Source organism: Janibacter melonis (genome assembly GCF_020567375.1).
Lineage (GTDB): Bacteria > Actinomycetota > Actinomycetes > Actinomycetales > Dermatophilaceae > Marihabitans > Marihabitans melonis.
On the sequence record NZ_JAJBZM010000003.1, the window covers coordinates 458,694 to 481,169 of the forward strand.

The 22,476-nt window shown below is 73.3% G+C and carries 23 protein-coding genes; 12 read left to right on the forward strand and 11 right to left on the reverse strand.

The window, feature by feature from the left end; translation table 11 throughout:
- Positions 1 to 136 precede the first annotated feature (136 nt).
- Together LIV55_RS14315 and LIV55_RS14320 are read right to left on the reverse strand one after the other, a co-directional pair.
- Positions 137 to 370, reverse strand: a complete 234-nt coding sequence (locus LIV55_RS14315; protein ID WP_123091135.1) for an acyl-CoA carboxylase subunit epsilon — start codon at positions 368 to 370, stop codon at positions 137 to 139.
- Positions 367 to 2,001 (reverse strand): acyl-CoA carboxylase subunit beta, encoded by a 1,635-nt coding sequence (locus LIV55_RS14320; protein ID WP_201465885.1) that lies wholly within the window; start codon positions 1,999 to 2,001, stop codon positions 367 to 369. Before LIV55_RS14320 ends, LIV55_RS14315 begins: the two co-directional genes overlap by 4 nt.
- Positions 2,002 to 2,024: 23 nt before the next feature.
- On the opposite strand from LIV55_RS14320, the gene LIV55_RS14325 reads away from it, so the two are divergent.
- The 4 genes from LIV55_RS14325 to LIV55_RS14340 are packed head-to-tail and all read left to right on the forward strand — an operon-like array spanning position 2,025 to position 5,698.
- Positions 2,025 to 2,831, forward strand: coding sequence for a biotin--[acetyl-CoA-carboxylase] ligase (locus LIV55_RS14325; protein WP_123091133.1), 807 nt, complete (start codon positions 2,025 to 2,027; stop codon positions 2,829 to 2,831).
- 16 nt (positions 2,832 to 2,847) lie between these two features.
- Positions 2,848 to 3,966, forward strand: a complete 1,119-nt coding sequence (locus tag LIV55_RS14330) for an adenylate/guanylate cyclase domain-containing protein (protein ID WP_229300709.1) — start codon at positions 2,848 to 2,850, stop codon at positions 3,964 to 3,966.
- 47 nt (positions 3,967 to 4,013) lie between these two features.
- Positions 4,014 to 4,685, forward strand: coding sequence for a response regulator transcription factor (locus tag LIV55_RS14335; protein ID WP_068273459.1), 672 nt, complete (start codon positions 4,014 to 4,016; stop codon positions 4,683 to 4,685).
- Entirely contained in the window at positions 4,685 to 5,698 is a 1,014-nt protein-coding gene (locus tag LIV55_RS14340; RefSeq protein ID WP_123091131.1) for a sensor histidine kinase, read from the forward strand. Before LIV55_RS14335 ends, LIV55_RS14340 begins: the two co-directional genes overlap by 1 nt.
- On the opposite strand, the gene LIV55_RS14345 is transcribed toward LIV55_RS14340, so the two are convergent.
- The gene (locus tag LIV55_RS14345; RefSeq protein ID WP_123091130.1) at positions 5,688 to 6,218 is read right to left on the reverse strand and encodes a GtrA family protein; all 531 of its coding nucleotides are present in this window, start codon (positions 6,216 to 6,218) and stop codon (positions 5,688 to 5,690) included. The two genes, LIV55_RS14340 and LIV55_RS14345, sit on opposite strands and share 11 nt — an antisense overlap.
- A gap of 39 nt (positions 6,219 to 6,257) precedes the next feature.
- On the opposite strand from LIV55_RS14345, the gene LIV55_RS14350 reads away from it, so the two are divergent.
- Entirely contained in the window at positions 6,258 to 7,430 is a 1,173-nt protein-coding gene (locus tag LIV55_RS14350) for a 5-(carboxyamino)imidazole ribonucleotide synthase (protein ID WP_229300710.1), read from the forward strand.
- A 25-nt stretch (positions 7,431 to 7,455) separates the two neighbouring features.
- On the forward strand, positions 7,456 to 7,935 hold the full coding sequence (gene purE / locus LIV55_RS14355; protein ID WP_229300992.1) for a 5-(carboxyamino)imidazole ribonucleotide mutase: 480 nt from the start codon (positions 7,456 to 7,458) through the stop codon (positions 7,933 to 7,935).
- A 20-nt stretch (positions 7,936 to 7,955) separates the two neighbouring features.
- Here purE and LIV55_RS14360 read toward each other — a convergent pair whose 3' ends face one another.
- The gene (locus tag LIV55_RS14360) at positions 7,956 to 8,411 is read right to left on the reverse strand and encodes a CoA-binding protein (RefSeq protein ID WP_123091127.1); all 456 of its coding nucleotides are present in this window, start codon (positions 8,409 to 8,411) and stop codon (positions 7,956 to 7,958) included.
- Between the two features lie 117 nt (positions 8,412 to 8,528).
- Between LIV55_RS14360 and LIV55_RS14365 the strand changes: the two genes are divergently transcribed.
- The gene (locus LIV55_RS14365; protein WP_308012921.1) at positions 8,529 to 9,704 is read left to right on the forward strand and encodes a nucleotide sugar dehydrogenase; all 1,176 of its coding nucleotides are present in this window, start codon (positions 8,529 to 8,531) and stop codon (positions 9,702 to 9,704) included.
- Between the two features lie 135 nt (positions 9,705 to 9,839).
- Positions 9,840 to 11,018: an acyl-CoA dehydrogenase family protein gene (locus tag LIV55_RS14370; RefSeq protein WP_123091125.1), complete on the forward strand. Its 1,179-nt coding sequence runs from the start codon at positions 9,840 to 9,842 to the stop codon at positions 11,016 to 11,018.
- 4 nt (positions 11,019 to 11,022) lie between these two features.
- On the opposite strand, the gene LIV55_RS14375 is transcribed toward LIV55_RS14370, so the two are convergent.
- From LIV55_RS14375 to LIV55_RS14390, 4 genes are all read right to left on the reverse strand, one after another.
- Positions 11,023 to 11,601 carry a rhodanese-like domain-containing protein gene (locus LIV55_RS14375; RefSeq protein ID WP_123091124.1) on the reverse strand — a complete coding sequence of 193 codons (579 nt, stop codon included), beginning with the start codon at positions 11,599 to 11,601 and terminating at the stop codon, positions 11,023 to 11,025.
- 38 nt (positions 11,602 to 11,639) lie between these two features.
- Positions 11,640 to 12,446 (reverse strand): sulfite exporter TauE/SafE family protein, encoded by an 807-nt coding sequence (locus LIV55_RS14380; protein WP_229300711.1) that lies wholly within the window; start codon positions 12,444 to 12,446, stop codon positions 11,640 to 11,642.
- Positions 12,447 to 12,572: 126 nt separating this feature from the next.
- On the reverse strand, positions 12,573 to 12,752 hold the full coding sequence (locus tag LIV55_RS14385) for a DUF8730 family Cys-rich protein (protein ID WP_191564565.1): 180 nt from the start codon (positions 12,750 to 12,752) through the stop codon (positions 12,573 to 12,575).
- Between the two features lie 41 nt (positions 12,753 to 12,793).
- A complete protein-coding gene (locus LIV55_RS14390; protein WP_191564564.1) occupies positions 12,794 to 14,167 on the reverse strand; it encodes an MBL fold metallo-hydrolase in 1,374 nt (457 codons plus the stop codon).
- Positions 14,168 to 14,290: 123 nt separating this feature from the next.
- Here LIV55_RS14390 and LIV55_RS14395 point away from each other — a divergent pair, with 123 nt between their 5' ends.
- The gene (locus LIV55_RS14395) at positions 14,291 to 14,557 is read left to right on the forward strand and encodes a metal-sensitive transcriptional regulator (protein ID WP_123091120.1); all 267 of its coding nucleotides are present in this window, start codon (positions 14,291 to 14,293) and stop codon (positions 14,555 to 14,557) included.
- 57 nt (positions 14,558 to 14,614) lie between these two features.
- Here the strand turns inward: LIV55_RS14395 and LIV55_RS14400 are convergent, their stop codons facing one another.
- The gene (locus LIV55_RS14400) at positions 14,615 to 15,073 is read right to left on the reverse strand and encodes a MarR family winged helix-turn-helix transcriptional regulator (RefSeq protein ID WP_191564563.1); all 459 of its coding nucleotides are present in this window, start codon (positions 15,071 to 15,073) and stop codon (positions 14,615 to 14,617) included.
- Between the two features lie 91 nt (positions 15,074 to 15,164).
- Here LIV55_RS14400 and LIV55_RS14405 point away from each other — a divergent pair, with 91 nt between their 5' ends.
- Positions 15,165 to 16,610 carry an MFS transporter gene (locus LIV55_RS14405; protein ID WP_229300712.1) on the forward strand — a complete coding sequence of 482 codons (1,446 nt, stop codon included), beginning with the start codon at positions 15,165 to 15,167 and terminating at the stop codon, positions 16,608 to 16,610.
- A gap of 122 nt (positions 16,611 to 16,732) precedes the next feature.
- Here LIV55_RS14405 and LIV55_RS14410 read toward each other — a convergent pair whose 3' ends face one another.
- Positions 16,733 to 17,581 (reverse strand): 3-hydroxybutyryl-CoA dehydrogenase, encoded by an 849-nt coding sequence (locus LIV55_RS14410; RefSeq protein WP_068273482.1) that lies wholly within the window; start codon positions 17,579 to 17,581, stop codon positions 16,733 to 16,735.
- A 101-nt stretch (positions 17,582 to 17,682) separates the two neighbouring features.
- Positions 17,683 to 19,149 (reverse strand): LCP family protein, encoded by a 1,467-nt coding sequence (locus LIV55_RS14415; RefSeq protein WP_229300713.1) that lies wholly within the window; start codon positions 19,147 to 19,149, stop codon positions 17,683 to 17,685.
- A 69-nt stretch (positions 19,150 to 19,218) separates the two neighbouring features.
- On the opposite strand from LIV55_RS14415, the gene LIV55_RS14420 reads away from it, so the two are divergent.
- Both LIV55_RS14420 and LIV55_RS14425 read left to right on the forward strand, forming a co-directional pair.
- Positions 19,219 to 20,211: a glycosyltransferase family 2 protein gene (locus LIV55_RS14420; protein WP_308012922.1), complete on the forward strand. Its 993-nt coding sequence runs from the start codon at positions 19,219 to 19,221 to the stop codon at positions 20,209 to 20,211.
- 72 nt (positions 20,212 to 20,283) lie between these two features.
- Positions 20,284 to 22,410, forward strand: coding sequence for a cell wall-binding repeat-containing protein (locus LIV55_RS14425; protein ID WP_229300714.1), 2,127 nt, complete (start codon positions 20,284 to 20,286; stop codon positions 22,408 to 22,410).
- Positions 22,411 to 22,476 lie beyond the last annotated feature (66 nt).

A 22,476-nucleotide genomic window follows, 5' to 3' on the forward strand; every position in this document is an offset into this window, starting at 1 on the left:
TCTGTGGACGCGCGACCCGGGCCGCCCTTGCCTGTGTGCAGTGGTTCGAAGAAGGACCGTCACCTCGAGGTGACGGTCCTTCTTCGAATCAGCGGGGCGAAGGGGGGAGGAGGGCGAGGGGAGGGGGCGAAGGGGGTCAGCGGGGGAAGGCCGAGGCGCGCCAGCCGCCGGGGCCGGCGTGGACGTCGCGGCGCACGAGGCGCTCGCGGCTCGCCCAGCGCGAGGTGCTCGCCGGGGCGGGCTCCTCCTCGCCGCCACCGAGGCCCGAGAGGACGGCGACGAGCGCGGCGACCTGCTCGGGCGTCGCGTCGCCGACGATCTCGACGGCCTGCGCAGACGTCTCCTGCGCAGAGGTGTCGTCGGCCGTCACAGCGGGATGTTCCCGTGCTTCTTCGCCGGCAGGGTCTCGCGCTTGGTGCGCAGGGCCCGCAGGGCGCGGCTGACGTTCAGCCGGGTGTTGCTCGGGGTGATGACGGTGTCGACGTACCCGCGCTCGGCCGCGACGTAGGGGTTGGCCAGCGCGTCCTCGTACTCGGTGATGAAGGCCTGGCGGGCCGCGTCGACGTCCTCGCCCGCGGCCTGCGCGGCGGCGAGCTGCTTGCGGTAGAGGATGTTGACGGCGCCCTGCGCCCCCATGACCGCGATCTGGGCGGTCGGCCACGCGAGGTTGATGTCGGCACCGAGGTGCTTGGAGCCCATGACGTCGTACGCGCCGCCGTACGCCTTGCGCGTGATGACGGTGACGAGCGGCACGGTGGCCTCGGCGTACGCGTAGATGAGCTTCGCTCCGCGGCGGATGATGCCGTCCCACTCCTGGTCGGTGCCGGGCAGGAAGCCGGGCACGTCGACGAAGGTCAGCACCGGCACGTTGAAGGCGTCGCACGTGCGCACGAAGCGCGCGGCCTTCTCGGACGCGTCGATGTCGAGGGTCCCGGCGAACTGCATCGGGTTGTTCGCGACGACGCCGACCGATCGCCCCTCGACCCGGCCGAAGCCGCAGATGATGTTCGGCGCGAAGAGCGGCTGGGTCTCGAGGAACTCGCCGTCGTCGAGGACGACCTCGATGACCTTGTGCATGTCGTAGGGCATGTTCGCCGAGTCCGGCACGATCGTGTCGAGCTCGCGGTCGAGGTCGGTGACCTCGAGGTCGAGCTCGTCCCCGAGCACGGGCGGGTCCTCGAGGTTGTTGCTCGGCAGGTAGGACAGGAGCGCCTTGACGTACTCGATGGCGTCTTCCTCGTCGCTGCCCATGTAGTGCGCGACGCCGGACTTCGTGTTGTGCGTGCGGGCACCGCCGAGGTCCTCGAACTCCACGTCCTCGCCGGTGACGGTCTTGATGACGTCGGGGCCGGTGATGAACATGTGCGAGGTCTGGTCGACCATGACGGTGAAGTCGGTGACGGCCGGCGAGTACACGGCGCCGCCGGCGCACGGGCCCATGACGAGCGAGATCTGCGGGACGACGCCGGAGGCGTGGACGTTGCGGCGGAAGATCTCGCCGTAGAGGCCGAGCGAGACGACGCCCTCCTGGATGCGCGCGCCGCCGGAGTCGTTGAGGCCGACGACGGGGCAGCCGACCTTCATCGCGAAGTCCATGACCTTGGTGATCTTCTCGCCGAAGACCTCGCCGAGGGACCCGCCGAAGACGGTGAAGTCCTGCGCGAAGACCGCGATCGTGCGCCCGTCGACCGTGCCGTAGCCCGTGACGACGCCGTCGCCGTAGGGCCGGTTGGCCTCCTGCCCGAAGGCGACGCTGCGGTGCCGCGCGTACTTGTCCATCTCGACGAAGGTGCCCTCGTCGAGGAGCAGCGCGATCCGCTCGCGTGCCGTCTTCTTGCCCTTCGCGTGCTGCTTCTCGACCGCGCGCTCGGACCCGGCGTGGGCCACCTCGGCCACACGACGCTTGAGGTCGGCGAGCTTGCCGGCCGTGGTGTGCACGTCGATGTCGGCGGGGACGTCGGTGCCGCCGAGGGACGCTGCGGTGTCGGTGCTCTGGGACATGGGCCGGAGCCTAGCCTTGTCGTGTGGAGCCCACACCTGTCGTCCGTGAGACCCTCGCCGCACTGCGCCCGGGGCGCGCCTGGGGCGAGGTCCGCCTCGTCGACGAGGTGGGCTCGACCAACCTCGAGGTCCGCGACCTGCCGGTCTGGTCGGCGGTCGTCGCCCGCCGCCAGAGCGCCGGGCGCGGTCGCCGCGGCCGTGCGTGGTCCGACACCGAGGGCCACGGCATCGCCTGCTCCCTCCTCGCCGAGGTCGACGTCGACGGCCAGGGTGACGGCGCGCTCGGCTGGGTCCCCCTGGCCACTGGGCTGGCCGTGCGCGACTGCCTCGTCTCGCTCGGTCTCGACGCAGCCCTCAAGTGGCCCAACGACGTCCTCGCCGGCCCGTCCGAGCAGAAGGTCTGCGGGATCCTCTGCGAGGCCCTCCCTCCCAGTGCGAAGGGGGAGAGACCTCGCGTCGTCGTCGGCGTCGGCGTCAACCTCGACCACGAGGCCGCCGACCTGCCGGTGCCGACCGCGACCTCCCTTCGCCTCCTCGCGCGGGCGGCCGGCCGGCCCGCCCCCACCCGCGACGAGGTCGTCCCCGCCCTCCTCGACGCGCTGCGCGACCGCCTCGACCCGCTGGACCTCACCTCCCTTCGCCGCGACTACCGCGAGGCCTCCGCGACCCTGGGGCGCGAGGTCGACGTCCACCTGCCCGACGGGAGCGTGCTGCGGGCCCGCGCCGAGGGGGTCGACGACGACGGTCGGCTCCGTGTCGCCGGCCCGCAGGGCTCGGCTACGGTGAGCGCGGGTGACGTGCACCACCTGCGTCACCAACCACCGTCGTAGGCCCGAAGGGAGCGCCATGCCTCAGGCCCGGCCCCCGGCACCCGGCGCGGACCCGCACCCCGAGCCCGACCTCGGTCTCGACCCGCCCGCGGTCCTCGACCCCAACCCCGACGCCCTCGAGCGCGCCCTCCTCGGACGCCCCGCGTCGATGGGTCGCCGCGAGGTCTCCCGCGGCGCCGGCGTCTCGATCCGCTCCGCCCGCAAGTTCTGGCACGCGCTCGGCTTCCCCCTCGTGGGGGAGGAGGACGCGATGTTCACCGAGGCCGACCTCGAGGCGCTGCGCCAGGTCGCCGAGCTCGTGCGCAGCGGGGTCCCCGAGGAGTTCGCCCTGTCGATGGCCAGGGCGCTCGCCCGCACCCTCGACCGGCTCGCCATCTGGCAGACCCAGCTCGTCGCCGAGGCGATCGCCGAGGAGGTCGCCGAGCTCGGCGGCGACGACCGGCCCGCCTACGACCTCGCGTCCTCGCAGCCGGTGCTCGAGGAGACCGCGGTGCGGATGGCCGAGCTCGCCGACGAGCTCGAGCCGCTCCTCGTCTACGTGTGGCGCCGCCAGCTCACCGCGGCGATCAACCGCAGCCTCGCCGACGCCCCCGAGGCGGACGGCACCGGCGTCCCGCGGGTCGTCGGCTTCGCCGACCTCGTGAACTTCACCGCCGTCGTGCGGCGGCTGTCCGAGCGCGAGCTCGCCGACATGGTCCAGCGCTTCGAGATCCTCGCCAGCGACGTCGTCACCGCCCACGGCGGGCGGGTCGTCAAGACCGTCGGCGACGAGGTCATGTACCTCACCGGTGACGCCGCGCCCGCCGCCGCCATCGCGCTCGACCTCGTCGAGGCGATGACCGAGGAGCCGCTCCTGCCCGAGGTGCGCATCGGCATGGCGCACGGCCCGGTCGTCAGCCGGCTCGGCGACGTCTTCGGCACGACCGTCAACCGCGCGAGCCGGCTGACCGCCGTCGCACCCTCGAACGGCGTCTTCGTCGACGACTCCCTCGCGCGCCAGCTCGCCCCCCTCAGCGGCTTCACGACGATCCGCACCCGGCAGCGCTCGCTGCGCGGGATCGGGACCGTGACCCCCTCCCGGCTCGTGCGCGTCACCGGTGTCCGGGACCGCATCGACGTCACCGCGCACCCCTGAGAGCTCCGGTCGGCGGATCGCAGATCCCGCCCCTACACTCAGGCCCCATGACGCGAGTGCTGCTGGCCGAGGACGACACAGCCATCGCCGACCCGTTGACCCGTGCTCTGCGTCGTGAGGGCTACGACGTCGACGCGTTCGTCGACGGGCGCGAGGCGCTGGACGCCGTCGTCGCCTCGGGACCCGACCTGCTCATCCTCGACCTCGGGCTGCCGACGCTCGACGGGCTCGAGGTGTGCCGCCGCGTGCGGGCGAGCGGATCGGCGGTGCCCGTCCTCATCCTCACCGCCCGGGCCGACGAGGTCGACACGGTCGTGGGGCTCGACGCCGGCGCCGACGACTACGTCACCAAGCCCTTCCGGCTCGCCGAGCTCATGGCGCGCGTGCGCGCCCTGCTGCGCCGCACCTCCGCCGAGGAGGCCTCCGCCGAGAGCGTGCTGCGCATCGACGCCGAGGCCCGCCGCGCGTGGTTCCACGGCGAGGAGCTCGCCCTCACGGTCAAGGAGTTCGAGGTCCTCTCGGTCCTCGTGCGCGAGTCCGGCCGCGTCGTGCCCCGCGACCGCCTCATGGCGGAGGTGTGGGAGACCGAGTGGTTCGGCTCGACGAAGACCCTCGACATGCACATCTCCGTGCTGCGCCGGAAGCTGGGTGACGACGCCTCCAACCCCCGGTACATCACGACCGTGCGGGGGGTCGGCTTCCGCTTCGACGCCGGCTGATGAGGCGCCGCGCCCTCTCCGCGACGACGCTGCCCCTCGTCGTCCTCGCCGTCGGGCTGGGTCTGCCGCTCGTCGCCGCGCTCTTCGTCGCCGCGAGCGACCCCGAGCGGGCCCTGCAGGTCGAGCCCGGTCACCTCGCCGGGTGGGCCGCCGTCGGCCTGGCCTGGGTCGCCCTCGTCGTCGCCGGCAGCGCGATGCTCGCCCGTCGGGCGAGCGAGCGCCTCGCCGAGGAGCTCGCCGGGACACTCGGCGAGCTCACGCAGCGTGTGCGGACCCTGGGCGAAGGGGGAGCGCCCGCCCCCCGCTCGGACGTCGCGGAGATCGACCGGCTGGCGCAGGTCATCACCGCGCGCGACGTCGAGCTGAGCCGGCGCACCGCGACCGACCGCGACTTCACCGCCGACGCCGCGCACCAGCTGCGCACCCCGCTCACCGCGCTGCTCATGCGGCTCGAGGAGCTGGCGATCATGGACGACGTCGACGAGGTGCACGAGGAGGCTCAGGTCGCCATCGCCCAGGTGGTGCGCCTCGGCGGGGTCGTCGAAGACCTGCGGGCCCGCACACGCACCGACGAGGTCGAGCTGCCGGTCATCTCGCTGGATTCGGTGCTCGCCTCGATCCAGCGCGAGTACCTGCCCGCCTTCGCCGCGGAGCAGCGCAGCATCCGGGTCGCCGGCCAGCGCGGGCTCATGGTCCGCGTGCGCCCCTCCGACCTCAGCCAGATCATCGGCGCGCTCGTCGAGAACGGCCTCAAGCACGGTGCGGGCACCGTCTCGGTCGTGCCGCGGCGCAGCGGGCCGAGCATCGTCGTCGAGGCGCGCGACGAGGGCCGGGGGATCCCGATGGCGATCGCGCCGCACATCTTCGAGCGCTCGGTGACCTCGCAGGGCACGGGCCTGGGGCTGGCGCTCGCGCGCGATCTCGCCGAGCGCAACGGGGGTCGCCTCCAGCTCGTGCAGACCCAGCCGGCGGTCTTCGAGGTCTACCTCTCAGACGGGCACGTCACCCGCTGACGGGCTCGTCCTCCGCCAGGGGAGAGGTGTCGACGTCGAGGGGCTCGTTGGCGAAGACGAAGCGCCGGTAGGCCCAGAAGCGGAAGAGCGTGCCGAGCCCGATGCCGAAGATCGTCGAGATGTTGTCGGCGAGGCGCGACTCGAGGCCCATGACGTAGTGCGAGATGACGAGCGTGAGCGTCGAGATGACGAGCGCGATGCCGTTGACGACGAAGAAGAGGGTGACCTCGTGGGCGACCGGGCGGCTGCGCCGGTGGGCGAAGGTCCAGCTGCGGTTGCCGAACCACGCGAACATCGTCGCCGCGACACCGCTGAGGATGCGGGCCGTCGTCGGCTTCTCCTCGAGCACGGTGTGCGTGAGCAGGTTCATCCCGCCGAGGTCGATGACGAAGGAGATGAGGCCGATGACCCCGAACTTCGCGACCTCGTGCCAGATCGTGTCGACGAAGCCACGCAGACCCGTGCGGGCAGGGCCCGGCGCCGGCGCGTCCCCTGTCGGGGTGTCTGGCGTGGTGGGCACCGGGGGAGCCTAGTGCGTGACCTCGTTATTCTGCGATTCGTGACATCACCGCGCCGTGCTCCTGGAGGCTTCCCCGTCGTCGGCATCATCGGTGGTGGTCAGCTCGCCCGGATGTGCGCGGGCCCGGCCGTCGAGCTGGGCGTGACGCTGTCCGTCCTGGCCGCCGACGCCCACGACAGCGCCGCCCTCGTCGTCCCCAGCGCCCCCGTCGGCGAGCACACCGACCTCGAGGCGGTCCGGGCCTTCGCCCGGGCCTGCGACGTCGTGACCTTCGACCACGAGCAGGTCCCGGCCGAGGTCCTCGCGGCCCTCGAGGCCGACGGCGCGACCCTCCACCCGCGCCCCTCCGCGCTGCGCTACGCGCAGGACAAGCTCGCGATGCGCGAGCGCCTCTCGCGGGCCGGCATCCCGTGCCCGGCGTGGGCGGAGGTGCGTGACGAAGGGGGGCTGCTCGCCTTCGCAGACCAGCACGGCTGGCCGGTCGTGCTCAAGACCCCGCGCGGCGGCTACGACGGCCGCGGCGTGCTCGTCGCGACCCAGCCCGAGGACGCCACGGAGTGGCTCGCCCGGGCGGCCGCCGCCGGCGAGCCGCTGCTCGTCGAGGAGCGGGTCCCCTTCGTGCGCGAGCTCGCCGTCCTCGTCGCCCGCGCGCCCTCCGGCCAGGCCAGCGTGTGGCCGGTCGTCGAGACCGTGCAGTCCGGGGGCATCTGCACCGAGGTGCTCGCCCCGGCACCGGGGCTCACGCCCGAGCTCGCCGAGCGGGCGAGCGACGTCGCGCTCGGCATCGCCGCCGAGCTCGACGTTACCGGGGTCTTCGCCGTCGAGCTCTTCGAGCTCGCGGAGGGCCACGTCGTCGTCAACGAGCTCGCGATGCGCCCGCACAACTCGGGCCACTGGAGCATGGACGGCGCGACGACGGGGCAGTTCGAGCAGCACCTGCGGGCGGTCCTCGACCTGCCGCTCGGCTCGCCGCGAGCCCGGGCGCGCTGGACGGTCATGGCCAACGTGCTCGGCGGGGTCGACGCCGACCTCTACCCGACGTACCGCCACGTCATGGCCCGCGACCCCGAGCTCAAGGTCCACCTCTACGGCAAGGCGGTCCGCCCGGGCCGCAAGATCGGGCACGTCAACCTCAGCGGCGAGGACCTCGCCGACCTGCGCGAGCGGGCCCGGCACGCCGCCGACTACATCGAAGGAGCCATCCGTGAGTGAGCAGCAGCCGGTCGTCGGGGTCGTCATGGGCAGCGACAGCGACTGGCCCGTCATGCGGGCCGCCTCCGAGGTGCTCGACGAGCTCGGCGTCGCCCACGAGGCCGACGTCGTCTCGGCGCACCGCATGCCGACGGCGATGATCGAGTACGGGCAGCAGGCCGCCGAGCGCGGGCTGCGCGTCATCATCGCCGGCGCCGGGGGAGCGGCTCATCTGCCGGGCATGCTCGCGTCGGTCACGCCGCTGCCGGTCATCGGCGTGCCGGTCCCGCTGAAGTACCTCGACGGCATGGACAGCCTGCTCTCCATCGTCCAGATGCCCGCGGGCATCCCCGTCGCGACCGTCGCCGTCGGCGGCGCCCGCAACGCGGGCCTGCTCGCCGCGCGGATCCTCGGGGCGGGCGAGGGCGAGGAGGCGGCGCGGCTGCGCTCGGCCCTCGTCGCCTTCGCCGCCGACCTCGAGTCGTCCGCCCGGGCGAAGGGGGAGGCGCTGCGCGCGCAGCGCTGACCCCCTTCGCCGCCGGTGTCCTAGCGGTGGGAGCCCATGGTGCGCAGCCGACGGGCCTGGATCTTCGGGCATGTGTCCATGACGACGTCGAGACCGGCGGCGCGGGCGCGGTCGGCCGCGGCGGCGTCGACGACGCCGAGCTGCATCCAGATCGCGTCGATCTGCAGCCGGTCCTTGTGCGTGATCGCCTGGTCGACGACCGACCCGACCTCGGTGCTGTTGACGAAGCAGTCGACGACCTTGACGTCGGTGCCGTCCGGGATGTCGGCGAGCGAGGCGTAGCCCGTGTCGCCGTCGACGTCCTCGGCGTCGGGGTGCACCGGGATGATGCCCTTGCCGAGCTCGTACTTCAGCCAGCGGGCGACGCGGTAGGCGTCGCGCTCGGTGTTGTTGGACAGCCCCACGACCACCCAGATGCCCGGGTCGGCCATGAGCTCTCGCATGAGGTCGTCGTCGTTCTGATGGGTCAGGCTCATCGGGTCAGTCTCTGCCTTCCGACCCGGTCGTGGGGAGGGGCGCGCCGGGTCATTTCGGAGCGGGTCGGGGGGCGGGTGATAATGCCGTGTCCGCACCCCCAGGTAGACAGGGACCCCGTGAGCACTCGCATCGCCGTCGTCGGCACCGGTTACGTCGGCCTGTCCATGGCCGTCCTCCTCGCGCAGCACAACGAGGTGGTCGGCTTCGACATCGCGCCCGACCGGGTCGAGGCCCTCAACGACCGGCGCAGCCCGATCGCGGACCCCGAGATCGTCGACTTCCTCGCCCACCGCGAGCTGGACCTGCGCTTCACGCTCGACAAGGCCGACGCGTACGCGGGGGCGGAGTACGTCGTCATCGCCACGCCCACGGACTACGACCCGCAGACGAACTACTTCAACACCTCCACCGTCGAGGGCGTCATCGCCGACGTCATGGAGCACGCCCCGGGCGCGACGATGGTCATCAAGTCCACGATCCCCGTCGGCTTCACCGCCGGCGTGCGCGAGCGCCTGGGCACCCCCGACGTCATCTTCTCCCCGGAGTTCCTGCGCGAGGGCCGGGCCCTCTACGACAACCTCCACCCCTCGCGCATCGTCGTCGGCGAGATCAGCGACCGTGCGCGCCGCTTCGCCGACCTGCTCGTCGAGGCCGCCGAGGACAGCGACATCCCGGTGCTGCTCACCGACTCCACCGAGGCCGAGGCGATCAAGCTCTTCGCCAACACCTACCTCGCGATGCGCGTCGCGTACTTCAACGAGCTCGACACCTTCGCCGCGACCCACGGGCTCAACACCCGTCAGATCATCGAGGGCGTGGGTCACGACCCGCGCATCGGCACGCACTACAACAACCCGAGCTTCGGCTACGGCGGCTACTGCCTGCCCAAGGACACCAAGCAGATGCTCGCCAACTACCAGGACGTCCCGCAGAACCTCATGCAGGCGATCGTCGACTCCAACCGCACCCGCAAGGACTTCGTCGCCGAGGACGTCCTGGCCCGCAGCCCCCGTGTCGTGGGCATCCACCGCCTCATCATGAAGGCCGGCTCGGACAACTTCCGCGCCTCCTCGATCCAGGGGATCATGAAGCGGATCAAGGCCAAGGGCGTCGACGTCGTCGTCTTCGAGCCCGAGCTCACCGACGACTCCTTCTACGGCTCGCGCGTCATCCGCGACCTCGACGAGTTCAAGGCCATGTCCGACGTCATCGTCGCCAACCGCCGCACCGACGACCTCGCCGACGTCGACGACAAGATCTACACCCGCGACCTCTTCGGCTCCGACTCCTGAGCCGACCCGCCCTGGTTGGAAGAAGGAGCGTCACCTCGAGGTGACGCTCCTTCTTCGACCCGGTGAGTGAGCGATTGCTCACCTCCGGGTGGGGGGCGTGCCGGTCTCGCGCCGGCCGGACGTAGCATCGGGCTCGTGAGCGCTGACGCCGACTTCGACCTCTTCCGCACGAGCGAGGACCACGAGGCCCTCCGCGAGGCGGTGCGTGCCGTCTCCGAGGCGAAGATCGCCCCCTTCGCCGCTGCCGTCGACGAGGAGAGCCGCTACCCGCAGGAGGCGCACGACGCCCTCGTCGCGGCCGACTTCCACGCGGCGCACGTCGCCGAGGAGCACGACGGCGTCGGCGCCGACGCGCTCGCGGTCTGCATCATCATCGAGGAGGTCGCGCGCGTCTGCGCGAGCTCCTCGCTCATCCCCGCGGTCAACAAGCTCGGCTCGCTGCCGGTGATCCTCGGCGGCTCGCCGGAGATCAACGCGCGGTACATGCCCAAGCTGGCCTCCGGCGAGGGCTTCTTCTCCTACGGGCTCTCCGAGCGCGAGGCCGGTTCGGACACCGCGGGCATGCGCTGCCGGGCCACGAAGGACGGCGAGGACTGGGTGCTGCGGGGCAGCAAGGCGTGGATCACCAACGCCGGCGTCTCGGAGTACTACACGGTGCTCGCGGTCACCGACCCCGACGGCGAGCGCGGGCGCAACATCAGCGCCTTCGTCGTGGAGAAGTCCGACGAGGGCTTCACCTTCGGCGAGAAGGAGCGCAAGCTCGGCATCAAGGGCAGCCCGACCCGTGAGCTGCACTTCGACGACGTGCGTCTGCCCGGCGACCGCATCGTCGGCGCCGAGGGCGAGGGGCTGAAGATCGCCCTGCGCACCCTGGATCACACCCGCATCACCATCGGCGCGCAGGCCGTCGGCATCGCCCAGGGCGCGCTCGACCACGCGCTGGCCTACGTCAAGGAGCGCTCGCAGTTCGGCAAGGCCGTCGCCGACTTCCAGGGCATCCAGTTCATGCTCGCCGACATGGCGATGGAGCTCGAGGCCGCTCGGCAGATGGTCTACGTCGCGGCCGCGAAGTCCGAGCGCGGCGACGCCGACCTCACCTTCTTCGGCGCGGCCGCGAAGGCCTACGCCTCGGACATGGCGATGCGGGTCACGACGGACGCGGTCCAGCTCCTCGGCGGTGCGGGATACACCCGTGACTTCCCGCTGGAGCGGATGATGCGCGACGCGAAGATCACGCAGATCTACGAGGGCACCAACCAGATCCAGCGGGTCGTCATGGCCCGTCAGCTGCTGCAGGGCCTGCCGAAGGCCTGAGCCCCTAGCCCCGCAGCTGCGCGAGGACGTCCTCGAGCTCGGGGGAGTGCCGCCGGTTGTGCGGCAGCCGCGAGAGCATCATGCCCATCGCGCACGTGTCGGTGAGGGCTGCTCCGGTCAGGCCCGCGCCGATCCCGGCGGAGACCCACTTCGCGGCGGGGAGCACGGTGCTGGCGAGCACGCCGGTGAGGACGATGCCGCCGGCGACGAGGCGGACCTGACGCTCGAGGTCCCACGTGCCGTCGCCGCGCACGAGGTCGCCGCCCGCTGCCTCCCAGGCCTGGACCCCTCCGTCGAGGACGTGCAGGTGGGGCAGGCCGGTCGAGGAGAGGGCCTCACCGGCCCGGGTGGCGCGTGCGCCGGAGCGGCACACCAGCACGACGTCCTCGTCGATCTGCTCGGCGAGCTTGCGGCGGTGCTCGGTGACGAGGTCGAGCGGGACGTTGTACGAGCCGGGGATGTGCGCTGCGGCGAACTCGCCGGGCGTGCGCACGTCGAGCACGCGCGGTCCGTCGGGCTGCTCGAGCCAGGTGCGGACCTGGGCGGCGTCGAGCGTGGTGGGACGGGTGTCGGTGGAGGTCATGGGTGTCCTTCCCGAGGAGGGGTCGAAGGGGGAGCGGGTCAGGCGATGAGGTCGGGCACGTGCTGCACCGCGGTGATCGCCGCGACGACCAGGACGAGCACGGCGAAGGCCTGCGAGAGGCGGCCGGCGGGGACGCGGTCGCCGACCCGGCTGCCGAGGACGCTGCCGACTACCGCGGCGGCCGAGAAGCCGAGGACGACGCCCCACGGCAGGTCGCCGGCGCCCTGGTGCAGGCGGGCGGCGAGCGCGGTCGCGCTGTTGACGGCGACGACGAGCAGCGAGGTGCCGACGGCCACGGGCATGGTGAAGCCGAGGACGAGCACGAGCACCGGCACGAGGACGAAGCCCCCGCCCACGCCGAGGAAGCCCGTGAGCAGGCCGACAAGCGTGGCCGCCGCGAGCAGCTGCAGGACCCGGGGGCAGGCGCAGGTGAGCGGGCGCAGGGTGATCATCGGCTCGAAGGGGGAGGCGTCGGCCTGCCCGGCCGGTCGTCCGCTGCGGCGCAGCATGAGGGTGGCGACGAGCACCATGAGCGCCGCGAAGGCGGTCATGAGCACCGCCGGGGGCACCGACCGGGCGGCGGTCGACCCGGCGAGCGAGCCGGCGGTGCCGAGCAGCCCGAAGGTCAGACCCTGCCCGACCCGGACGCGGCCGGCGCGGTGGTGCGAGGGCAGCGAGAGCAGCGCGGTGATGCCGACGATGACGAGCGAGCTCGTCGTCGCGACGGCCGGCTCGACGCCGAGCACCTGGACCAGCGCGGGCACGGTGAGCACCGACCCGCCCCCGCCGAGCGCGCCGAGGGCGAGCCCGACGAGCAGCCCGAGCGGGATGACGACGAGGGGCATGGGGTGGCTCCTTGGGGGAGAGGTCGCCGGAGGCGCGACAGGGGGACACGCCCCCGGCGGGGTCGAGGGGGAGGCCGTCGGAGGCGCGACAGGGGGGACACGCCCCCGACGGGGTCTCGGGTGGGCTCAGCCGCGGCCGAGCAGGCGGGAGAGGACTCCGGCGCCGGGGGTGGTGGTCTTGGCCTCGGCGGCGTGGCCGGGGCAGCGGTCGGCGCGGGGGACGCCGGCCATGACCTGGTCGACGTGCTGGCCGCAACCGGCCCAGGTGGTCTTGCCGCACACACGGCAGGTGGCCTGTCGGCACATGGTGGATCTCCTTCTTCGATGGGGTGAGGGGTGGTGCTGGGTCAGCTGGTGACGACAGGCAGCCCGGCGGGCCCGGCCTCGTCGAAGCTGTCGTCGACCGCGACGACGGTGCTGCCGTGCGCGGCGAGCACCGAGGCGGCGACCGACGCGCGGTAGCCGCCCGCGCAGTGGACCCAGAGCTCGCCGGCCGGCACCTCGTCGAGGCGGTCGAGGAGCTCGTGCAGAGGGATGTTCAGCGCACCGTCGACGTGCCCGCCCGCGTGCTCGCTCGCGCGGCGCACGTCGAGGACCTGGACCGGGCGGTGGTGGCGCACCTGGGCGAGGTCGGCGAAGACCGCGCGCTCGAAGCTGCCGAGCGGCTCGTCGGTCCAGTCCGAGGGGGTGCCGGTGGCCGCGCCCTCGAGCTGGTCGATGCCGATCCGGACGAGCTCTCGCTGCGCCTGCTCGACCTGCTCCGGGCTCTCGCCGAGCAGGGTGAGCGGGGTCCCCCAGGGGATGAGCCAGCCGAGGTAGGTGGCGAGCTGGCCGTCGAGGCCGAAGTTCAGGGTCCCGCCGACGTGACCGGCGGCGAAGGCGGTGCGGGTGCGCAGGTCGACGACCCACTCGCCCGCCGCGATCCGCGACGCGAGCGTCTCCTTGTCGGCCGTCTCCGGCGCAGAGAGGTCGGGGGCGTCCGGACCGGCGCTGTTCGACGGCGCCATGTGGGCGTAGTACGTCGGGTAGGCGTCGAGACCGGCGAGAGTGCTCGCCACCCAGGCCTCCTCGTCCTGGGTGAGCGCGGGGTTCTGCCGCTTCTCCACCCCGATCGTGGACTCGGTGGATCCCCCGGTCGAGCCGGCCGAGCAGAAGGACCCGAAGCCGTGGGTGGGCAGGACCTCGGTCTGGTCGGGCAGCTCCTGCGCGAGGCGCTGCGCGGACGCGTACTGGTGGTGCACCAGGTCGTGGGTGTGGTCGGGGCCGAGCAGGTCGGGCCGGCCGGTGGCCCCGAAGAGCAGCGACCCGCCGGTGAAGACCGCGGTGGCGACCTCACCGGTCTCGTCGACGGACTCCAGCGCGTAGGAGAGGTGCGTGTAGGTGTGACCCGGTGTGGAGATCGCGCGCACCCGCATCGACGGCGAGACCTCGACGACGTCGCCGTCGCCGATCGGCTCGCGCTCGAAGGCGACCTCGTCCTCGGCGTTGACGTGGTAGCGCGCGCCGACCTGCTCGGCCAGCGCGAGACCGCCGGTGACGTAGTCGTTGTGGATGTGCGTCTCGAAGACGTCGGTGATGCGCACACCCGCCTCCTCGGCGGCGGCGAGCACGCGGTCGATGTCGCGCTGCGGGTCGACGACGACCGCGACCTGCCCGTCGTGGGCGAGGTAGGAGCGGTCGCCGAGGCTCGGGGTCTCGATGGTGACGATCTGCGGTGTCATGCCGACGAGTAGATACCCCCGGGGGTATAGTTGTCAAAACGCAGATCGATCCGCCGGTCCTCGGCGGGTACGGTCCGGACCAGGCCTGGCGACAGGCGAGGCGGACGAGAGAAGAGGGCTGACATGGTCGTGCTGGACATCGAGGAGATGGGTCCGGTCATCAACCGGCTCCGGCGAGCGCAGGGGCAGATCGGCGGGGTCATCCGCCTCATCGAGGAGGGGCGCGACTGCAAGGACGTCGTCACCCAGCTCGCCGCGGCGAGCCGCGCGCTGGACCGCGCCGGCTTCGCGATCGTCGCCACCGGTCTCGAGCAGTGCCTCACGGCGCCCGAGGGCGTGGACCCTGCCGACCGCGAGGCCATGGAGAAGCTCTTCCTCACCCTCGCCTGAGGCGAGGGGGCACCCCTTCGCCGTCCTGACGGGGGAGACCGTCCTGCGTGGGCCGCGTCAGCCGCGGGGCCAGGGGCGCCCGTGGAGGCGCTCGATGTCGCCGTTGAAGCGGCGCAGCAGCCGGACGAGGTCGTCGAGGTCCTCCTCGGGCCAGTCGCCGACGACCCGGCGAAGGCCGTCGACGTTCGCGCCGAGGTCGTGCTGCAGGTGCTCCTCGCCGGCCGGCGTGGGGCGGAACTTGCGTGCGACCCCGCCATCGGGGTCGGGCACGCGCTCGAGGTCTCCGCAGCGCAGCATCGCTGCGGTCTGCCGGTTGAGGGTGGACACGTCGAGGTCGAGGGCCTCGCTGAGCTCGGCGATGGTCATCGGGCCCTCGGCCTGGAGGCGGCGCAGCAGCGTGTAGGCGCTGCGCTCGAGGTGGCGCACCCGCTTCGGCGGGCGCCGTCCGGGCAGGAGGTAGCGGCTGAGGAGCATCGTCTCGAGCTCCAGCGCCTCGTGGCGCCCGTCGTGCGTCATGGCCTCGTCCCTCCTCGTCGGAGCGGGTGCGGGTGCGGGTGCACCCGCCCGGCTTTGTGCATCGTGCACATCATATGTACGGTACACATCCGTGTCACAGACCCTCCCCGCACCCGCGGCGTCGCCGCGCGCGATCGTCCCCGTCCTCGCCTTCGCCGGCATCGTCGCCGCCCTCATGCAGACCCTCGTCGTGCCGCTCATCGGTGACCTCCCGCAGCTGCTCGGCACGACGGCCACCGACGCGACGTGGGTCATCACCGCGACGCTGCTCGCCGCCGCGGTCGTCACGCCGGTGAGCGGACGCCTCGGCGACCTCTACGGCAAGCGACCGGTGATGCTCGGGTGCACCGCGCTGCTCGTCGTCGGGTCCCTCGTGTGCGCCACCGCCTCGAGCGTCGTGCCGATGATCGTCGGGCGTGCCTTCCAGGGGGCCGCGATGGGTCTCATCCCGCTCGGCATCAGCGTCATGCGCGACCTGCTGCCGCCGGAGCGGCTGGGCAGCTCGATCGCCCTCATGAGCGCCTCGCTCGGCATCGGCGGAGCGCTCGGCCTGCCGGCAGCCGCGGCCGTCGCCGAGTACGGCAGCTGGCGCGGTCTCTTCTGGGGCGCGGCGGTGCTCGCGCTCGTCGTGGCCGTCCTCGTCCACCGCTTCCTGCCCGCGTCCGGGGTGACCGCGGGCGGTCGCTTCGACGCCGTCGGCGCGCTGGGCCTGGGCGTCGGCCTCATCTGCGTGCTGCTGCCGATCACGAAGGGGGCGGACTGGGGCTGGGCGAGCGGCCGGACCCTCGTCCCGCTCGTGGTCGGCATCGTCGTCCTGCTCGTCTGGGGCGCCTACGAGCTGCGCACGCCCGAGCCGCTCGTCGACCTGCGGGTCACCGCCCGGCCGGTCGTGCTGCTCACCAACCTCGCCTCGGTCGTCGTCGGCTTCGCGATGTACGCCCAGGGCCTCGTCGTCCCGCAGCTGCTCCAGCTGCCCACCCAGACCGGGTACGGGCTCGGCCAGGACATGCTCCAGATGGGGCTGTGGATGGCCCCGGGCGGCATCGTCATGATGCTCGTCTCGCCGGTTGGCGCCCGGCTCTCGCACGCCCGTGGCCCGCGCACGACTCTTGCCCTCGGTGCGCTGATCGTCTCGCTCGGGTACCTCAGCGCGATCGCGCTCATGGGCTCGACGTGGGGGCTGCTCGTCGCCGTGTGCGTCATGAGCGCCGGGGTCGGCTTCGCATACGGCGCCATGCCCGCGCTCATCATGGGCTCGGTCCCGATCTCCGAGACCGCGTCGGCGAACAGCGTCAACACGCTCATGCGCTCCATCGGCACCACCGTGTCGTCCGCGGTCATCGGCGTCGTCCTGTCGCACATGACGACCGACCTCGGGGGTGTGCCGCTGCCCAGCGAGTCCGGCTTCCGCGTCGGGCTGCTGCTCGGCGCCGCGGCGGCCGCGCTCGCTGCGGGGGTCGCCCTGCTCATCCCGCAGCGCGCCGCACGCGCCGCGGAGGAGAGCATCGAGAGCCCGGTGGAGCCGGCTCGCGCCTGACCGGCGTCCTCCCCGCCCAGCCGAGACCCCGGTGTGCCCGACACCCCTTCGTCGGACATCGCAGAAGCCCCCGCCGAGACCGGCGGGGGCTTCTGCGCGACCTGGGGGCGTCCCCCTTCGGCCTACTGCTCGTAGGTGTAGAAGCCGCGGCCGGTCTTGCGACCGAGGAGGCCGGCGTCGACCATGCGCGCGAGCAGCGGCGGGGGAGCGTAGAGCGGCTCCTTGAACTCCTCGTAGAGCGACTGGGCGACGGCCATCGTCGTGTCGAGACCGATGAGGTCGGCCAGGGCGAGGGGGCCCTGCGGGTGGGCGGCGCCGAGGACGAGGCCGGAGTCGATGTCCTCGGCGGTCGCGAAGCCGGACTCGTACATCCGGATCGCGCTGAGGATGAAGGGGATGAGCAGGCTGTTGACGACGAAGCCGGCGCGGTCCTGGCAGGTGATGGCCTGCTTGCCCAGGGTGTTGTCGACGTAGTCGCGGGCGCGCTCGGTCGTCTGCGCGTCGGTCATGAGCGAGGGGACGAGCTCGACGAGCTTGAGCACCGGGACTGGGTTGAAGAAGTGGACGCCGAGGACGTGGCTGGGGCGCTTCGTGACCGTCGCGAGCTTCATGATCGGGATCGAGCTCGTGTTCGAGGCGAGGATCGCGTCCGGGCTGGTGACGATCTCGTCGAGCTGCTTGAAGAGGGCGACCTTCGCCGACTCCTCCTCGAGGATCGCCTCGACGACCATGTCGCGGTCCGCGAGCTCGGTGAGATCGGTGACGACCCGGATCCGCTCGAGCACGGCGCCCGCGTCGTCGAGCTTGCCGCGCTCCTGGGCCCGGCGCAGGGACTTCTCGAGGCGGGCGCGGCCCGACTCGGCGCGCGCGTCGTCGGACTCGACGACGACGACCTCGCTGCCTGCCCGCGCGCACACCTCCGCGATGCCCGCACCCATGAGCCCGCACCCGACGACACCGATCTTCTGCATGGGCGCGACGCTACCGGGCAGTCGTGGCGCGGAGCGCATCGGGTGGAGACCGAAGGGGGCCGTGGTGGTCGAGGTGCGACGGCCCGCCAGGGTCTGACGGCTCAGCCCTTCGAGGGGTCGATGCTCAGGGGGCGGTTGTGGTTGAGGTCGTCGAAGAGCTGGGGGGCCTTCTCGGTGTCCCACTGCACGGCGGAGCCGACGGGGGTGGGCAGGTTGCTGTTCGAGATCGGGACGACGATCGAGTCGCCCTCCCCCTTCGACACCGAGCGGATCGCCCAGAAGGCGCGACCGGTCTCGATCATCGAGTCGTCCTCGCCGACGGTGAGGGCGCCGCCCGACTGCTGGCCCAGGGAGCGCAGCTTCCACGGCTGGACCAGGGTGCCCGGCGTCGCGATCTCGCCCATGAGCGAGCCGAGGAACTGCCGCTGACGCTTCGCGCGGCCGATGTCGCCCTCGGGGTCGGAGTAGCGCGCCCGGACGTAGCCGAGCGCGGTCTTGCCGTCGAGGGTCTGGCAGCCCTTCTTGAGGTCGATGTGCGCCTTGGGGTCGTCCATGTCGCGCTGGACGCAGATCCACACCCCGTCGACGGCGTCGACGACCTGCGCGAAGCCGCCGAAGCCGATCTCCATGTACCCGTCCATGTGCAGACCGGTGTTGGCCTCGATCGTCTCGCCGAGCAGCTTGGCCCCGCCGATCGAGTAGGCGGCGTTGATCTTGTTCATCCCGTGGCCGGGGATCTCGACGTAGGAGTCGCGGGGGATCGACAGCAGGACCGGCCGGTCGCCGCCGGTGTGCAGCACGATGATCGAGTCGGTGCGCTTGCCCTCGGCCTGGCCGGTGCCCAGCCGGTTGCGCTCCTCGCGGGTCATGCCCTCGCGGGAGTCGCTGCCGACGAGCAGGACGTTGCGCCCGTCGCCCTCGGCGACGCGCTCGCCGCTCGGGGTCGCGTCGACCTTGTTGACCTCGCCCCACGCCGAGCTCACGGCCCAGTACGTCGCCCCGCCCCAGACGAGGGCGAGGCAGAGCAGCACGATCCCGGCGGTGCGAAGGGGGCGGCGGCGCCGGCCCCCACCGGTGCGCGTCGGGCCGGTCGGGCCCCCGGGACGACCCCGGTCGTCGGTCGCGGGCCGCTCCGGACGGCGGGGCCGCTCCGGGCGCGGCGACGGGCCCTGGCCGGCCACCGGCATGACCCGGGTGCGCGGCTCGGCCCGCTCGTCGGGCCGGGCCTGCTGGCGGGGACGGGACTGCCCCTGGGGGCGTGACCCTGCCGGACGGGCGGCGCGGCTGCCGGTCGGGATGGCGCGGGCGGTGTCGTCGGCGCGTGCTGAGCCCGGCTCAGGACGGCGGCGCGGGCGGTCGGCGGGCTGCTTCGGCGCGGGCTTCGAGGTTGGCTTGGGAGAGGGCTTGGCCGCGCCCTGGGCGGGGCGCTGAGGCCGCTGCGGCCGCTCGCGCGGGGTCGGCGAACCCCCGGTGGAGCGGGAGCGGCCGCGCCGCACGTCGAAGGTCATCGCGTCGTCGTCGCGACGTCCGTCCTCGGGGCGGCGGGGCCGGCGGGGGTGCTCAGGCATGCCGGACAGGGTACGAGGCGCAGCCGTGTGCTCGCTCGCAGCAACACCGTGGACGGCCATACTGGGCCCGTGCCGCACCCCCTCCCCGCCGTCAGCGTCGTCATGCCCGTCCTCGACGAGGAGCGTCACCTCGAGGCCTCCGTGCGCCAGGTCCTCGAGCAGGACTACGAGGGACGGGTCGAGGTCGTCCTCGCCGTCGGGCCCTCCTCGGACCGGACCGAGGAGCTCGCCGCGCGTCTGGCCGCCGCCGACCCGCGGGTGCTCTCCGTGCCCAACCCCAGCGGACGCACCCCCGACGGCCTCAACGCCGCCATCGCCGCGTCCTCCGGCGACGTCGTCGCCCGCGTCGACGCCCACGCCGAGATCCCCCCGTCGTACATCTCCACGGCGGTGCGCGTCCTGGACGAGACGGGCGCCGACAACGTCGGCGGGATCATGGACGCCCGGGGGACGACCCCCTTCGAGCGGGCGGTCGCGACGGCGATGCGCAGCCCGCTCGGCGTCGGCGGCAGCCGCTTCCACGTCGGCGGGGGGGCGGGCGAGGCCGACACGGTCTATCTCGGGGTCTTCCGGCGAGAGGCCCTGGAGTCCGTCGGCGGCTACGACCCGCACTTCTCGCGGGCCCAGGACTGGGAGATGAACCACCGCCTGCGCCAGCAGGGCCGCCGCGTGTGGTTCACCCCCGACCTCGTCGTCACCTACCGCCCGCGCAGCACGGTGCGCCGGCTCGCCGAGCAGTACCGCGGCTACGGCCGGTGGCGCCGGGTCGTCGCCCGTCGTCACCCGGGCACGGCCAACGCCCGCTACCTCGCCCCGCCGGTCATGGTCGCCGGCACCCTCGCCGCGACCGTCGTCGGGCTGCGCTGGCGGCCCGCCCTCGTCGTGCCGCTCGGCTACGCCGCGGCCGTCACCGTGGGCGGCTGGGTGGTGGCGAAGGGGGAGGCCCCCGCCGTGCGGGCCCGGGTGCCCCTGGCGATCGCGACGATGCACTGGGCGTGGGGGATCGGCTTCCTCACCAGCCCCGCCTCGCTCGCCGACGGCGTGGACGACCAGATCCGCTGAGGGCCTGTCGCGGGGCGGCCCGCGGGACTACGATCGGCGCCCCGCAGATCCCTTCGAGCAGCCGGTCCCGCCATGATCTCGCCTCGCACACTGCCCGCCCTGCTCCTCGCCGCCGTGCTCCTCGTGCCGATGGCGGCGCCGACCTCTGCCGCGCCACCGGGCCGTGCGCCGGCCGCGGACGCGGCGGTCGTCGTGCCGGCGCAGTGGCAGATCAGCGGGTCGGGCTTCGGGCACGGCGTGGGCATGAGCCAGTACGGGGCGAAGCATCTCGCCGACGAGGGCTGGAGCGCGCGCCAGATCCTCGCGCACTACTACGCCGGCACGACCTACGACGCCGTCCCGGACACCCAGCAGGTCGCGGTCTCGCTCGAGCAGTCGGTGGCGCAGTCGCGGCTCGTCGGGCGCGCGACGGCGAGCGGAGGGGGCACCCTCACCCTCACCGCCGGCTCGCGCACCGTGAGCGCCCCGGGCGGGGCGACGGTCGTCGTCACCCGCAGCGGCTCGTCGGTCGTCGCGAGCTGCTCGTCCTGCTCCTGGGCGCCGCTCACCGGGTCGAGCATCACCGCGACGACCTGGGCGGCCCGGACCGATCTCGAGGTCTCGGGGTCGCTCTACCGGTACGGCCGCCTCGTCCTCACCCCCTCGGCCGGCGCGGGAGTGCACGCCGTCCTCTGGGTCCGGCTGCACGACGAGTACCTCGACCAGATCCGCGAGGTGCCGTGGAGCTGGCCGTCGTCGGCCCTCCAGGCGCAGGCCGCCGCCGCACGGGCGTACGCGATGCGCAAGATCTCCGCCGGGCTGCGCCCGGAGTGCGCCTGCCACGTCACCGACACCGTCGCCGACCAGGTCTTCCACCCCGTGCCCACGGGCGGCGAGCTCGCCGCCTGGCCGCGCTGGCAGGCGGCCGTGCGGGCGACCGGCTCGTCCTCGACGGGGTACGTCCCGCGCTACGGCGGCCAGGTGATCGAGGCGCTGTACTCGTCGAGCAACGGCGGGTGGTCGCTCGACGGGGGAGAGGTCTTCGGAGCGGCGCGGCCCTACCTGCGCAGCCGCTACGACCCCGCGAGCCTCGGCTCGGAGAACCCCTACCGCTCGTGGACCCGGACGATCTCGCAGTCGAGCCTCGCGGCGGCCTTCGGCCTGCCCGACGTCGTGCGCCTCGACCTCTCCGACCGGGCGACCGGCCATGCCGTGGCCACCGCGAGGGCGACCTCCTCGGGCGGCACGACGGCGACGCTGACCGGGGTCGCGCTGCGACAGGCCCTCGGCCTCCCGTCGACGGCGCTCCGACGCTCCGACGCACGGACGTCGGGCGCGGGCGCTCCCGGGCTGGCCGTCGCGATCGCCCGTTCGGTCCCCATGAGCGCGACGAGCGTGGTCCTCGCCAGCCAGTACGAGCAGGACGCGCTGCACGCCCTCGTCGCCCAGCCGCTCGCCGGCACCCTCGACGCCCCGCTGCTCCTCACCGGTCGCCGCGGCCTGGGGTCTGCGACGACGGCGGAGCTGGACCGGCGGGGGAGCCGCGTACGCACCGCCTACGTCGTCGGCGGCCCCACGACGGTCGAGGACGGGGTGCTGCGCGCGCTGCGCTCGCGCGGTCTCGTCGTCGTGCGTCTCGGCGGCTCGGACGTCGACTCGGTGGCTGCCGCGGTCCTGCAGCAGATCTCCGCGCGGCGCACCGTGCGGGCCGTCGCGGTGACGACGACGACGGGGCGCTCGGCCGGTGCGGCCTTCTCCGGGACGGCGCGACGTCTGCGCGAGCCAGTCGTCGTCGCGGGCAGCACGCAGCTGCCGTGGCGCACCCGGGCGGCGGTGGGCCGAGCGGGGGTGACGTCGGCGCACCTGCTCGGCGGTACCGCGCACGTCTCGGAGGCCGTCGAGGACTCGCTCACCGGGGCGGGTCTGAGGACGGTCCGTCTGCCGGGCGACGACGACGCCGAGGTCGCCGGCCGGGTCGGGGAGCACTTCGTGCGCTCCGTCGGCGGGACCGAGGTCGTCCTCGCCCCGGCCGGTGCGACCCGGGTCCTCCACCGGGCGGTCGCCGGGGGGCTGGGCGAGGTCGTGCTCGTCGGGACCGACACGCTGCCGGGTGCCACGGCGGCCGCCCTGCAGCGCGCCCCGTCGTGGACCCGCGTGCGGGCCGTCGGCACGACGCAGGAGGTGCCGACGGCCTGGCTGTGGGCCGCGCGGGAGTCGTGAGCCGCCTCGGTGGTCTCGAGGCTCGGGCGCTGAGCGCCCTCGCACCTCGACCAGCGAGGAGGGCTG

Coding starts and splice junctions, on each gene's coding strand:
- LIV55_RS14385 (WP_191564565.1), bottom strand. CDS start 12,752: ATGTGCCGACAGGCCACCTGCCGTGTGTGCGGCAAGACCACCTGGGCC.
- LIV55_RS14320 (WP_201465885.1), bottom strand. CDS start 2,001: ATGTCCCAGAGCACCGACACCGCAGCGTCCCTCGGCGGCACCGACGTC.
- LIV55_RS14360 (WP_123091127.1), bottom strand. CDS start 8,411: ATGAGCCTGACCCATCAGAACGACGACGACCTCATGCGAGAGCTCATG.
- LIV55_RS14340 (WP_123091131.1), top strand. CDS start 4,685: ATGAGGCGCCGCGCCCTCTCCGCGACGACGCTGCCCCTCGTCGTCCTC.
- LIV55_RS14330 (WP_229300709.1), top strand. CDS start 2,848: ATGCCTCAGGCCCGGCCCCCGGCACCCGGCGCGGACCCGCACCCCGAG.
- purE (WP_229300992.1), top strand. CDS start 7,456: ATGGGCAGCGACAGCGACTGGCCCGTCATGCGGGCCGCCTCCGAGGTG.
- LIV55_RS14395 (WP_123091120.1), top strand. CDS start 14,291: ATGGTCGTGCTGGACATCGAGGAGATGGGTCCGGTCATCAACCGGCTC.
- LIV55_RS14335 (WP_068273459.1), top strand. CDS start 4,014: ATGACGCGAGTGCTGCTGGCCGAGGACGACACAGCCATCGCCGACCCG.
- LIV55_RS14390 (WP_191564564.1), bottom strand. CDS start 14,167: ATGACACCGCAGATCGTCACCATCGAGACCCCGAGCCTCGGCGACCGC.
- LIV55_RS14400 (WP_191564563.1), bottom strand. CDS start 15,073: ATGACGCACGACGGGCGCCACGAGGCGCTGGAGCTCGAGACGATGCTC.
- LIV55_RS14425 (WP_229300714.1), top strand. CDS start 20,284: ATGATCTCGCCTCGCACACTGCCCGCCCTGCTCCTCGCCGCCGTGCTC.
- LIV55_RS14380 (WP_229300711.1), bottom strand. CDS start 12,446: ATGCCCCTCGTCGTCATCCCGCTCGGGCTGCTCGTCGGGCTCGCCCTC.
- LIV55_RS14375 (WP_123091124.1), bottom strand. CDS start 11,601: ATGACCTCCACCGACACCCGTCCCACCACGCTCGACGCCGCCCAGGTC.
- LIV55_RS14415 (WP_229300713.1), bottom strand. CDS start 19,149: ATGCCTGAGCACCCCCGCCGGCCCCGCCGCCCCGAGGACGGACGTCGC.
- LIV55_RS14410 (WP_068273482.1), bottom strand. CDS start 17,581: ATGCAGAAGATCGGTGTCGTCGGGTGCGGGCTCATGGGTGCGGGCATC.